Origin of the sequence: Aliidiomarina minuta (assembly GCF_003987145.1) — a bacterium.
In the GTDB taxonomy this organism is placed as follows: domain Bacteria; phylum Pseudomonadota; class Gammaproteobacteria; order Enterobacterales; family Alteromonadaceae; genus Aliidiomarina; species Aliidiomarina minuta.
Genome location: NZ_PIPL01000001.1, coordinates 1,144,056 through 1,156,597, shown reverse-complemented (window position 1 = coordinate 1,156,597; position 12,542 = coordinate 1,144,056). Strand labels below are relative to the sequence as shown.

The 12,542-nt window shown below is 52.3% G+C and carries 12 protein-coding genes; 3 read left to right on the top strand and 9 right to left on the bottom strand.

Annotated elements, in window-relative coordinates; all coding sequences use genetic code 11:
- Together CWE09_RS05590 and CWE09_RS05585 are read left to right on the top strand one after the other, a co-directional pair.
- Entirely contained in the window at window positions 1-1,197 is a 1,197-nt protein-coding gene (locus CWE09_RS05590; protein ID WP_126803005.1) for an aminotransferase class V-fold PLP-dependent enzyme, read from the top strand.
- A 40-nt stretch (window positions 1,198-1,237) separates the two neighbouring features.
- The gene (locus CWE09_RS05585) at window positions 1,238-2,650 is read left to right on the top strand and encodes an MATE family efflux transporter (RefSeq protein WP_420807988.1); all 1,413 of its coding nucleotides are present in this window, start codon (window positions 1,238-1,240) and stop codon (window positions 2,648-2,650) included.
- Window positions 2,651-2,793: 143 nt separating this feature from the next.
- Here CWE09_RS05585 and hisIE read toward each other — a convergent pair whose 3' ends face one another.
- Genes hisIE through hisG form a run of 8 tightly spaced genes read right to left on the bottom strand, consistent with a single transcriptional unit; the run spans window position 2,794 to window position 9,898 of the window.
- Complete coding sequence (gene hisIE / locus CWE09_RS05580; protein ID WP_126803003.1) at window positions 2,794-3,414, bottom strand: bifunctional phosphoribosyl-AMP cyclohydrolase/phosphoribosyl-ATP diphosphatase HisIE; 621 nt, start codon at window positions 3,412-3,414, stop codon at window positions 2,794-2,796.
- A gap of 16 nt (window positions 3,415-3,430) precedes the next feature.
- Window positions 3,431-4,204, bottom strand: coding sequence for an imidazole glycerol phosphate synthase subunit HisF (hisF, locus tag CWE09_RS05575; RefSeq protein WP_126803002.1), 774 nt, complete (start codon window positions 4,202-4,204; stop codon window positions 3,431-3,433).
- Window positions 4,186-4,923, bottom strand: coding sequence for a 1-(5-phosphoribosyl)-5-[(5-phosphoribosylamino)methylideneamino]imidazole-4-carboxamide isomerase (hisA, locus tag CWE09_RS05570; RefSeq protein WP_126803001.1), 738 nt, complete (start codon window positions 4,921-4,923; stop codon window positions 4,186-4,188). The genes hisF and hisA overlap by 19 nt, the downstream gene beginning before the upstream one ends.
- The gene (gene hisH / locus CWE09_RS05565; RefSeq protein ID WP_126803000.1) at window positions 4,917-5,531 is read right to left on the bottom strand and encodes an imidazole glycerol phosphate synthase subunit HisH; all 615 of its coding nucleotides are present in this window, start codon (window positions 5,529-5,531) and stop codon (window positions 4,917-4,919) included. The genes hisA and hisH overlap by 7 nt, the downstream gene beginning before the upstream one ends.
- Window positions 5,532-5,533: 2 nt before the next feature.
- Window positions 5,534-6,604: a bifunctional histidinol-phosphatase/imidazoleglycerol-phosphate dehydratase HisB gene (gene hisB, locus CWE09_RS05560; RefSeq protein ID WP_126802999.1), complete on the bottom strand. Its 1,071-nt coding sequence runs from the start codon at window positions 6,602-6,604 to the stop codon at window positions 5,534-5,536.
- A complete protein-coding gene (gene hisC, locus CWE09_RS05555) occupies window positions 6,601-7,668 on the bottom strand; it encodes a histidinol-phosphate transaminase (protein ID WP_126802998.1) in 1,068 nt (355 codons plus the stop codon). Before hisC ends, hisB begins: the two co-directional genes overlap by 4 nt.
- On the bottom strand, window positions 7,665-8,996 hold the full coding sequence (hisD, locus tag CWE09_RS05550; protein WP_126802997.1) for a histidinol dehydrogenase: 1,332 nt from the start codon (window positions 8,994-8,996) through the stop codon (window positions 7,665-7,667). The genes hisC and hisD overlap by 4 nt, the downstream gene beginning before the upstream one ends.
- A gap of 2 nt (window positions 8,997-8,998) precedes the next feature.
- On the bottom strand, window positions 8,999-9,898 hold the full coding sequence (gene hisG, locus CWE09_RS05545) for an ATP phosphoribosyltransferase (RefSeq protein WP_126802996.1): 900 nt from the start codon (window positions 9,896-9,898) through the stop codon (window positions 8,999-9,001).
- Window positions 9,899-10,256: 358 nt separating this feature from the next.
- Between hisG and CWE09_RS05540 the strand changes: the two genes are divergently transcribed.
- Window positions 10,257-10,550: a hypothetical protein gene (locus CWE09_RS05540; RefSeq protein WP_126802995.1), complete on the top strand. Its 294-nt coding sequence runs from the start codon at window positions 10,257-10,259 to the stop codon at window positions 10,548-10,550.
- A gap of 3 nt (window positions 10,551-10,553) precedes the next feature.
- Here CWE09_RS05540 and CWE09_RS05535 read toward each other — a convergent pair whose 3' ends face one another.
- Complete coding sequence (locus CWE09_RS05535; RefSeq protein WP_198679632.1) at window positions 10,554-12,506, bottom strand: YfiR/HmsC family protein; 1,953 nt, start codon at window positions 12,504-12,506, stop codon at window positions 10,554-10,556.
- Window positions 12,507-12,542: the final 36 nt, after the last annotated feature.

The window sequence follows — 12,542 nt, the reverse complement described above, 5'->3', positions numbered from 1 at the left end:
ATGAGCGTTTCCAAGTGGCGTCAGGATTTTAGTGTTTTTCAGCAGCGGCCAGACTGGGCTTATTTTGACAGCGCCGCTTCCTGCCAGGTGCCTGAACAGGTGCTGGAAGGTATGCTGAATTATCAACGGGAACAACATGCCAATGTTCATCGTGGTAGTTATCAGCAAAGCCAGCATGCCACAGCCCTTTATGAAAGCTGGCGTGTGCGGGTTGCCGGTTTTATCGGAACCAGCGCTGACCAGCTGATTTTTACCCGCGGCACCACTGAAAGCATGAATCTGCTGGCCGATAGCCTGGCCCGCCCGCGTGTAGGTAAAGGCGATAATATCGTTATTAGCCTGGCTGAACATCACGCCAACTGGTTGCCCTGGGAGCGTGTCTGCCGGGAAGCAGGTGCGGAGTTGCGGGTGGTACCCCTTAATGAAGATGGCACTATTGCCGATGTTGAACCCTTTCTGGATGAGCGAACCCGCGTGCTGTCCGTGACCCATGCGTCTAACGTGCTGGGGGTCATTAACCCGGTTGCTGATATCTGTGCTTTGGCGCGGTCAAGAGGGATTTTAAGCGTTGTGGATGCGGCTCAGAGTGCTGCACATATTAATCTTGATGTAACGCAGATCGACTGTGATGCGCTGGCATTTTCCGCTCACAAAATTTACGGACCCACAGGTATCGGCGCTTTGTTTATTAAAAGCGATGTGCTGCAGGACATGCCGCCCTGGCAGGTTGGCGGTGGCATGGTCGATATGGTTTATGAGAACGATGTTTCCTACTTGCAGGGTGTGTCGCGCTTTGAAGCCGGCACTCCGAATCTGATTGGCGCCGCCGGTTTTGCCGCCGCTGTTGAATACCTGCAACAGGCGCGTAATGCAGGCAGTACTGCCTACTTGAATCAACTGTTTAATGATTTGCTGGCAGTGGTAGAACGGTATGACTGGTTGCAGATGTTGCCGCACAGTAACGGCCGTATTCCAGTGTTGAGTGTGCACAGTGATAAAGTGCACCCGCGAGACCTGGCCATGCTGCTGGACGAATCCGGGATTGCCGCCAGGGCAGGACGTCACTGCGCCCAACCTTTAATCAACGCACTGACCGAAGAGGGCTGTTTACGCTTTTCGCTGGGACTTTATAGCCAGCGCGATGATATACTGCGCCTCGCGGCGGGCCTGGATAACGCCGCCGACCTGTTATTATAACTGCCTCTGGCAGGTATTTTCCTTTCGTTGGAGTGTTGTCTTGTTAAATACTGCTCAAGGCGGAAAGTCGCCGACGTCTGGCGGACTCTGGCCTGAAGTCCGTAAACTGTCCCTGCTTACCGGTCCGATAGTGATCGCTCAACTGACTCAGATGCTGATGAGCGTGGTTGATACGCTGATGGCCGGCCGTGTCGGCGCTGTCGATCTTGCTGCTGTGGCTGTAGGTGGCTCTATCTGGACACCGGCCATGCTGCTGGTATTTGGTTTTTCCATGGCCCTGGCGCCGGTGATTTCTCACAGCCATGGCGCCGGCGATTATAAAAACATGGCCAATCAGTTGCAGCAGAGTTTTTATACCTGCGCTATCAGTGCTGTACTGGTCGTTACTTTGATGTTATTTGCCCCAGCGCTGTTAAATTCCATGGATGTGGAAGAAGCCTTTCGCATCATGACGCTGGACTACCTGAAGTATATTTTGTGGGGCATGCCGGGACTGGTGCTTTACATGGTGCTGCGTAACTTCTGCGAAGGCCTGTCGCATACCATGCCGTCGCTGGTCATTGGTGTTATTGGCCTGCTTATTAATATTCCGGCTAACTATATTTTTATTTACGGTGCCTTCGGAGCCCCCGCTTTAGGCGGCGCCGGCGCTGGTATAGCCTCGGCTATTGTGTATTGGGGCATGGGGTTATCCCTGTTGTTTTATGTGCTTACCGCCAAACGCTACCAGGTATTAGCACCACTGCGTAAGTTGTATTTACCCGACTGGGACGACATCTGGCATTTTGTCCGGCTGGGTTTCCCTATCTCCATGTCGCTGTTCTTTGAAGTCAGCCTTTTTGCCGCTGTTGCCATATTGATAGCGCCGTTGGGGTCAGTCATGGTAGCTAGTCATCAGATTGCGCTGAATGTGTCTTCTGTAGTCTATATGGTGCCTCTGAGTATAAGCATGGCAGTGACCCTGCGGGTTGGCTTTGCTTTGGGATCGGAGCGCGCCGCAGACGCTATGCGCAGCTATAAGATAGCCCTGGTGATGGGCGTAGGTTTCGCGGTGGTGAATGCTTTAGGCATGTGGTTAGCCGGTCGCTGGCTAGCCTCTTTTTATACCGATAACCCGGCTATTATCGAGCTAGCCGGTACCTTGCTCGGACTGGCTGCTATTTTTACCGTTTCCGATACCTTCCAGGCTATTTCTATCGGCGCCTTGCGCGGTTATAAAGATACCCGCGCCGCTATGGTGGTAACCTTTATATCGTACTGGCCGTTTGGCCTGAGCGTAGGTTATGTGCTGGGCCGTACCGACTACCTGGTCCCCGCCATGGGCCCCGCCGGTTTCTGGATAGGTTTCATCAGCGGCCTCAGCGTCGCCGCACTACTACTAACCATCCGCCTCTTCCGCGTCCACCAAAAAACAATGGGGTCAGAGCTAAAATTCACCACCCCAAACCCCTAATAAAAAATGGTGAAAAAGATGGGGTCAGGGCTAAAAGTAACCACTTTTTTCTTATAGCAACCTATTGAATATAAAAGGTTCAGGGCTAAATTTAACCGTTTCTAATGTGGTGAATTTTAGCTCTGACCCCGCAGTTTTCACCGTTATTTGCGGCGTTGGCGGAGGACTTTGATGACGTCTTCTAGCTTGAGGTCGCGGGCGGCTAGCACTACGGTGAGGTGGTAGAGCAGGTCGGCGCTTTCGTTGAGCAGGGCTTCGTCGTCCTGAGCAACAGCGGCTAGCGCTACTTCTACGCCTTCTTCACCGACTTTCTGGGCGCAGCGACGCACACCATCCTGCAGCAGGCTGGCGGTGTAGCTATTGCTATCGTTGCCTTCGGCTTTACGTGCCTGCACGGTGCGTTGCAATTCGATGAGTTCACTGGCTGCGGGTTGCTGTTCAGGTATCCAGCAGCTTTCAGTGCCTAAATGGCAGGTTGGCCCGTTGGGGTTGACCAGTGCCAGCAGTGAGTCCTGATCGCAATCGGCGACCAGCTCTTGCAGTTGCAGTGTGTTGCCTGAGGTTTCGCCTTTGCGCCACAGGCGTTCTTTGCTGCGGCTGAAAAAGGTGACTTCTTTGCTTTGCAGTGTGCTGGCAACGGCTTCAGGGTTCATATAGCCCTGCATTAAAACCCGGCCGCTGGCGGCGTCCTGCACTATGCAGGGGATCAGCCCCTGCATTTTGTCCCAGGCCAGCTTATCGATGTTGTTGTCATTGATGATCATATGCGTTCCTTTTCCGTCAGGGGCGAATGCTGATGCCCTGAGCACGTAAATAGTCTTTCAGTTGCGGTATCTGAATAACGGCTTTATGAAATACTGAAGCGGCCAGCGCACCGTCTACCTGAGCCTGGCTGAAGACTTCATAGAAGTGCTCCATGCTACCGGCACCACCGGATGCAATTAAGGGCACTGTGCATTGCTTACGTACGTTTTTCAGCTGTTCGATATCATAACCCCGGCGCACGCCGTCCTGATTCATGCAGTTGAGCACGATTTCGCCAGCGCCGCGACGAATGACTTCCTGCACCCAGTCGCTGGTTTGCCAGTTGGTCTTGCCACTACGGGCTTCATCGCCGGTAAACTGATGCACTTCGTAGTCACCGCTTTGCTGGTTATAAAAGCTGTCGATGCCTATCACTATGCATTGCTGGCCAAATTCATCAACCAGGGTATTGATCAGGTCCGGGTCGCGCAGGGCAGGGGTGTTGATGGATATTTTATCGGCACCCATAGCCAGAATGTCCCGTGCGGCGGCGACGGATTTAATGCCACCGGCGACAGCAAAAGGGATATTAATGACTTCAGCGACACGGCTGACCCAGGATTTGTCTACTACGCGTTCGTCAGACGAGGCGGTAATATCATAAAAGACCAGCTCGTCTGCGCCAGCTGCAGCATAACCCTGGGCTAACGGCACTATGTCGCCAACGATTTCGTGGTTTCGGAACTGAACACCTTTGACGACCTGGCCGTCACGGACGTCGAGGCAGGGAATTATGCGTTTTGCCAGCATTGGGTTGCCTCCTCAAGGGTAAATTGACCCGTTAATAAAGACTTACCCAGAATCACGCTGTCGCAATTCACTTTATGTAAGTCCTCTAAGTCAGTCAGTTTGGCAACGCCACCTGAGGCCTGCCAGACAATTTGCGGGAAGTCCCGTTTCAGGTCACGGTACAGCTCAACATTAGGGCCACTTAACATGCCGTCACGACTGATGTCGGTGCAAAGTACATGTTTACAGCCTGCAGGCCGCAGTGTTTCCAGTAACTCTTCAATGCGCAAGTCACTTTGCTCCTGCCAGCCATGAGTGGCCAGCCAGCGGCCACCTTCAGCATCAATATTAAGATCCAGCGCCAGTACAATAGCGTCACTGCCGAACTCGTCCAGCCATTGGGCAGCAAGAGCCGGGTCTTTCACCGCACTGGAGCCGACTACAACCCGTTCTACGCCAGCTTTGAGCAAAGCGGCTATGTCGTCGCGACTACGTATGCCGCCACCGGTCTGAGTGCGTAAGCCGCTTTCCTGCTGCATACGGTGAATAAGCGCTAACTGACGCTTAGCGGGATCTCTGGCACCGTCTAAATCAACGATATGCAAAAATTCAGCACCGGATGCCTGATAGGCACAGGCAACAGCAACAGGATCCTGGTTATAGGTGGTTTGCTGGGCAAAGTCCCCTTGTTGCAGGCGTACCACTTCACCGTTAATTAAATCAAGAGCAGGTATTAACATGAGATCTCCAGAAAATTTTGCAGGACCCTGGCACCGGCTTCACCGGAGCGTTCAGGATGAAACTGCACGCCCATAAAGTTGTTCTGCGCAATGGCGGCGGAAAATGGCTGGGTATAGTCACAGCGCGCTATGCTTTGCTGACTTAAAGGTGCGGCAAAGCTGTGCACATAATAAAAATAAGGCGCAGCTTCGCCCTCACCAAAACCTTTAAATAACGGGTGTTCGCTAACTTCAGTGCGGTTCCAGCCCATATGAGGCAGGGGCAGATCCAAAGCTTTAGGCATACGCTCTACTTCAGTAGGAATCAGATTCAGACACGATACCGGTTGTCCGTCGCGCAGCTCAGCGGATTGCCGGGTCAGCATTTGCATGCCCAGGCAGATACCGAGTAAAGGCTGACTCAGACGTTGCAAGGTACCGACCAGTTGCAGGCGGTTCAGTTCACGCATGGCCGCGCCTGCGGTGCCAACACCAGGCAAAACGACGCGCTCGGCGCTGCGGATAACCGTTGGGTCTGCGCTGATCACCGGGGTCACGCCCAGGCGCTTAAAAGCAAAGTCGACGGAGGCCAGGTTGGCACAACTGGTGTTTACGATAACCAGGTTCATGCTTAGAGTACTCCTTTGCTGGAAGGCAGTTGATCACCTGATTTAGTAATGGCCTGACGCAAGGCGCGACCAAAGACTTTAAACAGGCTTTCCACCTGATGGTGGGCATTGCCTTCGCTGGTGCTCAGGTGCAGGGTGATTTTCATGGCATCGGCCAGCGAGCGGAAGAAGTGACCGACCATCTGGGTCGACATGCTGCCTACCTGGTTGTCGCTGAAGTCCGCGTCAAATACCAGGTAAGGACGACCGGACACATCCAGTACACACTCCGCCCGGCATTCGTCCATAGGTAACACAAAGCCAAAACGACCGATGCCGCGTTTGTCGCCCAGGGCCTGGCTCAGAGCTTCGCCCAGCGCCAATGCGGTGTCTTCAACGCTGTGGTGATCGTCAATGTGCAAATCGCCTTTGACGTTAACCTGCATGGAAAAACCACCATGGGTGGCGATCTGCTCGAGCATGTGGTCAAAAAATCCAATGCCTGTGCTGATGCTGACCGGGCCGCTGGTGTCCAGATCGATATTCACATTGATGTCGGTTTCGCGGGTGGTGCGGGTCACGCTGGCCTGACGCGGCTTTTTAGTCAAAGCTTCAACAATAGCCGGCCAGTTAGTTTTTTCCCGATCGTAACGAATGCCCTGTATGCCCATGGCAGCGGCTAATTGCAGGTCGGTGTCGCGGTCGCCGATAACGGCACTTTGGGTAAAGTCGACCAGACCTTCCCGCAAAAAGTCCTGCACCAGGCCTAGCTTGGGTTTACGGCAACTGCAGTTGTCGGACTCAAAGTGTGGGCAGATACGTACATCGGAAAAACCTATGCCCTGACTTTCAAACAACGCCATCATGGCATCATGGGGCGCATCAAAGTCGGCCTGCGGAAAGCTGTCTGTGCCCAGGCCGTCCTGATTACTGACCATGACCAGACGATAACCGGCGTTTTGCAGTTGTTGCAACGCGCTGATAACGCCGGGTTCATAGACCAGCTTTTGCAGGCTATCTAACTGTTTATCAATGGCGGGTTCTTCAACCAGGGTGCCATCACGATCGATAAATAGAATTTTTTGCTGGCTCATAAAGAAACTCCGTTAAGTACTTCAAGCAAGGCGTCGTTTTCAGCGGGCGCACCGACGGTAATGCGCAGGCAATTACTAAGGCCCAGCTGGGCGGACTGATTGCGCAGCAGAATGCCGGCACTCTGGCAGTGCTGCATGATAGCCTCCACATCGGTGACCTGCAGCAGAATGAAATTGGTATCGCTGGGGTAGAGCTTTTTGACAAAGTCGAGCTGCGGCAGCGCGGCCATTAAGCGCTGGCGTTCAAGCTGAGCTTCAATGGTGTTCTGTCGTATCAGTATTTGGTTGTCCGCACTCAGTGCCTGCTCGGCGATTTGAATGCTGACATCCGGCAAAGGATAGGGAGCGAGTACAGGCACCAGCGCCTGAATCACATCCTGGTTACTGAGCGTGAAGCCAACACGTATGCCGGCCAGGCCAAAGGCTTTGGACAGGGTGCGCATGACCACCAGATTAGGGTATTCGTTAATCAGGCTGGCGAAGCTGTCGCTGGCAGAAAACTCAATATAGGCTTCGTCGACCACCACCAGTGCCTGCTCTTTAAAGAACTCAATCATCTGGCGCACGTCATCGGCATTCAGGCTGTTACCCAGTGGGTTCGACGGGTTGCATAAAAAGACTACTTTTACCTGTTCACGTTGTGCCTGTATGCCTGCTAAATCGAGCTGCCAGTTGTCAGAGCGCAAAGGTACTGAAACTACAGGTGTATTGTTCAGCGCCGCTGAAATACTGTACATGCCATAGGTCGGCGGGCAGATCATGATGCGGTCGCTACCAGGTTCGCAGAAACTACGGATTAAGAGTTCAATGCTCTCATCGCTGCCACGGTGACTGAGCAACTGATCGGCGTCTATGCCCGCATAGCGGGCGTAGGCCTGATTCAAAGCCGATGACTGAAAATTCGGATAACGATTAAGTTGTGCGGTACTCACCTGATATTCGCCACTGTATGGCGATTCATTGGCGTTCAGCCAGATATTGCCACAGCTCATGCTGCGTCGTGCTGACGCGTACGGGGTGACGTCCCGCAGGTGCGGACGGAGTAACTGCTGGGCTATATTCATGAATTGCCTCCGGCATCTTTTTGCATACGTGCACTTTGCATGCGTCGGGTAACCGCTAAGCGATGGGCGTCCAGCTCTTCTTCTGCCGCCAGAGTGGTAATGGCAGGTGCCAGCGCCGCCAGACCGGCCGGGGTGAGCTCCTGCACCGTGTAACGGCGGTAGAAATCAAGCAGGCCTAAGCTACTGTAATTACGCGCATAACCATAGGTAGGCAGTACGTGATTGGTGCCTGTTGCGTAGTCACCGCCGGATTCCGGTGCATAGTGACCCACAAAGACTGAACCTGCTTTGTTGGTGCGCTCTATCCAGCTGTTGGCATCGCGGATTTGCAGACTCAGGTGCTCGGGCGCATAACGCTGACTGATCTCTGCGGCTTGTTGCAGACTCTCGGTAACAATCAGGCTGCTGCTGGTCAATGCCTGGGCGGTGATTTCAGCACGCGGCAATTCGGCTAGCTGGCGTTCCAGTTCTTTACGCACGGCTTCGACCATAGCGGCATCCGGGCTGAGCAGTAATGCCTGAGAATCCGGTCCGTGTTCAGCCTGAGAGAGCAGATCGGCAGCCACAAACTCAGCTTCAGCGCTGTCATCAGCAATCACCAGCAGTTCTGAAGGGCCAGCGGGTAAATCAATAGCCGGGCCGCCAGGTATCTGGCTGACTAATTGTTTAGCCGCGGTCACATAGCTGTTGCCCGGGCCGATAATTTTATCCACCGCAGGAATGCTTGCTGTGCCATAAGCAAGAGCGGCAATAGCCTGCGCGCCGCCGCCTAAAAAGACCTGAGTGACACCGCATAGCTGCGCAGCGTAACAAATAGCGGGGCGTAACTGGCCGCTGGCGTCCGGAGGGCTGATAAGTACGCGCTCCTGACAGCCGGCAATTTGCGCGGGCACGCCACACATCAGCACAGTGCTGGGCAGGCTGGCGCTGCCACCTGGAATATATAAACCGACTTTTTCCAGTGCCGCAAAACGTTGTTCGCAGCGCACACCAGGCATGGTTTCCATCACCACATTCTGCGGCTGCTGGGCCTGGTGAAAGGCTTTAATATTGGCATACGCCAGATCTATGGCTTCCTTGACCGCTTGCGGGGTTTGCGCTGCCAGTGCTGCAACCTGTTCCTGCTCAAGACGCGGTCTGGTCAGACTGACCTTATCAAAGCGCTGAGTATACTCAAGCAGGGCTTTGTCACCGTCACGCTGCACGTCATTAATAATGGCCTGCACCTGAGCCATCAGTTGCTGACTGGCCTGCTGTGCGGGCCTGGATAGGCGTTGCTGTTGCTCGCTGCTGCTGAGCTGATTCCAGATTACGGCTTGTGCAATCATAGTTACCCCATCATTTTTTCAATTGGCAGCACCAGTATTGAGCTGCAGCCCAGCGCTTTCAGTTTTTCCATGGTTTCCCAGAATAAAGTTTCTGTGCTGACCACGTGAATGGCGACAATCTCGTCGGTGTGACTGAGCGGCAATATGGTCGGGCGCTCAGCACCAGGCAGAATGTCTTCAACTTCTTTGAGTTTGTTCTTAGGTGCATGCAGCATGATGTATTTGCTTTCTTTGGCCAGCTGTACACCGTCAATACGGGCCAGTAACTTGTCAATCATCTGTTGTTTTGTGTCGCTGAGTTCTTCACAACGCTGAATTAATTGCACCTGAGAGCGGAAAATCACCTGTTGCTCGCGCAAACCATTGGCTTCCAGGGTGGCACCTGTGGAGACTAAATCGCATACCGCATCGGCTAATCCGGCACGGGGCGCCACTTCAACAGAGCCGGTCAACATCACAGCTTTCGCTTTCACGCCTTGCTCGCCAAGGTAGCGCTCCAGTAAGCGTGGATACGTAGTGGCTATTTTCAGGCCATCCAGATCCTGAATATTACTGAAAGTCTGTTCAGTAGGCAGAGCAATGCTCAGGCGGCAGTGGCCGAAGTCGAGACGACGTAACGAACGGTACTGGCTGGCCTGTTTTTTCATTTCCCGCTCCAGACTTTCTTCTTCCAGCACGTTTTCGCCGACCAGACCTAAATCAACTACGCCGTCCATAACCAGCCCCGGGATATCGTCATCGCGTACACGCAATAAATCAATAGGGTGGCTGGTGCTGTGCACCATCAGACGTGCTTCATGCATATTAAATTTAACGCCACAGGCAGCCAGCAGGTTAATGGACTCTTTACTCAGACGGCCAGACTTTTGAATGGCGATGGTCAGACGGTTGCTTGTGCTCATAAACTTTCCTTTTCGATGTAATAATTCAATTCAGGCGAATAAATAAAAAGCCCCCGGAAGGTACGCTTCCAGGGGCTAAATAGTTTTCTCTTGGGAAGGTACCGCTTAGATATAACGGCCTTCCAGCATATCAGTAAGGCCGTCAGATATGATGGTGATGATGATGGAAAATGCTGATAACGCTAAAGTTGTATAGTGTTTTCATGTTGATTTCCAGAGGTTGATGGGCCTATCTGTTTAAGTTGTATAAATTCTACCAAGTCGTGTTCAGATTGCAAGTGTAAATAATGGGTGATTTTTATTCACTTGTGTGTATTTTTGCCGATACTAAAGATAAGGGGCAAAGAACGAGGTTGTTATGGCAAACCAGGATATATTATTTCCGTTGTTACCACGGAACACTCAGGTTGATATGAAATCAACTTATGGGCGTATTACCCGAGTGCAGAAAAAACCGCGTAGTCCGGCAGTTTCTGACGAAGAAGACTTTGATGATACTCAGGAAGCCCGGGTACGGCAGCGGTTGCGCGATCAGTCACGACAAAAGCAGGGGCCACCGGAGCCTTCTCCTGTCGCTGAAGATCCGCGTAAAGACGAAAAAGATGACGATGATGACGAGCACAAAGGCCGTAATCTGGATATCTTTGCTTAGCCTTTAATCCTGAAGGCGCAGGTGACGTGGCAATATGAGTTCAAAACAGGTACCGGCTCCCGGTGTGCTGGTGACTGTAATATCGCCTTTCAACTGTTGCCTTACCAGATTGTAGACGATTGGCATGCCAAGCCCGGTTCCGCCCTGGTTACGTTTGGTGGTAAAGAAGGGCTCGAATATTTTTTGCAAGGTGGCTTCGTTCATACCGGCACCGTCGTCACAGAAAGAAAGCTGAACATTATTACCATCAGCCCGGCGCGCACTGATACTTATAGTACCTTTATGTTCTGCATGCTCATCGGTGCTATAACCGTGGCGAATGCTGTTAGTCACCAGATTGGTCATAATCTGCGCCATAGCCCCCGGTATAGTATCCATCTCAATTTCTTCCTGGATATCAATGCGGTATTCGATATGCGCTCGTTTCAATTCAATAGAAAGGGCTGACATTATCTCTTCTATATAAGTGCCTAAATCGATAGTGCGTCGCTCGGTCACCATTTGGTCGACGGCAACCTGTTTAAAGTTGCTGATGAGGCGCGCCACCCGGCTCAGGTTTTTCTCAGTCAGAGTGAGGGATTCTTCGGACTGATTAAGGAAACGTAGCAACTGCTCGCGGGTTAAACTGCCTTCCTGAACATGATGAACCAGAATTTCACGTCGGTCATTGAGCATGGAGGTAGCCGTCAGGGCAACCCCAAGAGGGGTATTAACTTCATGAGCTACACCAGCCACAAGGTTGCCTAGCGCGGCCATTTTCTCTGACTCCACCAGTTTGTCCTGAGCTTGGTGCAGTTCGTTCAGGGTGTCCATTAACTGGCTGGCGGTACGCCGTTTGTTGACATAAAGCGTAAGACTCAATACGCCAAGTATAGATGCGATTAATAACGCTATCAGGATGTAAATCAGGTATTCGCGCTGGCGGTCAATAGTGCGCTCTCTGGATTCGATTAAACTCGCTTGCTCGGATAGCGCCGCACGTTGGTCACGTAATTGTTGCTGCTGGGCGGCGAGGATGTCTCGGTTAGCCGTAATGCGTTGAGCCAGGGCGTCGCCCTCGCGCTCCTTATTCGCGAGCTGTGTTTCTTTAACGCTTAATTCTTGCTCTTTTTGTGCCAGGGCCTGTTCGCTTTCAGTCAACGCATCCTGAATAACATGCAATTGTTCTTCACGGGCAAATAAAAGGTCGCGCTGTTCTTCCAGTTCGCGTAACAATTCATTTAGTGCATTTTGCTGGGACTCCATAACCTGCTGTTTATCTTCCAGCGTACCTTGCTGAGCTCGTAAAACGTTGTCACGTTCGCTGATAGTCTGTTCGAGCGAATCTATGCGTTCCTGCAACTGAAAAATTTGCCGTTGCTGTTCATTACTCTGATTGAGCAGAAGCTGCTTTTCCTGCCGCAGACTTTGCATTTCACGCAGTAGCTGATGATGATTCACGACTAAGTCCAGTTCACTGCCGCGTAGCAGCAGCAAATCCCTGGAGGTGTTAATACCCGTGCTTTGGATACGGCTGTCGTTAACCTGAAAGGCGAGTCGGTTGTCGCGGTCAGAGACCAGATTAATCATCATATCATCGCGAATGGATTTATCTTCAGTGACAGCGAGCACAGCATTGCGGTGCGCCTGAGATAAAATCTGATCCAGAGACGCTGAAGCTCTTGGCGAAACATAGAGTAAATCAACCTGGGGTATCTGCGAAGAGCGACTTAAACTAATCACATTAATAGGTTTACCCCGTACCGGAGTCAGAGGTAGCCGGCTCAGAATGTCATAAACCGGGCTTTCGCCCAGAATGCCGATGGTTAATGTCTCTTTTTCAGCTTCCTGAGGCCAGTTTACATAACGCATAACACTGACCAGATAGGCTGCCCGAATATCGGCCACTGTGACCTGACCGGGTTCTAGTTGTGGAGGCTCTGGTTGTACGGCGTAGCTTAGAGAAGTACTAAGCATTAGGCTAACCGCTAACAGAATCAGCAAAAAACGGTT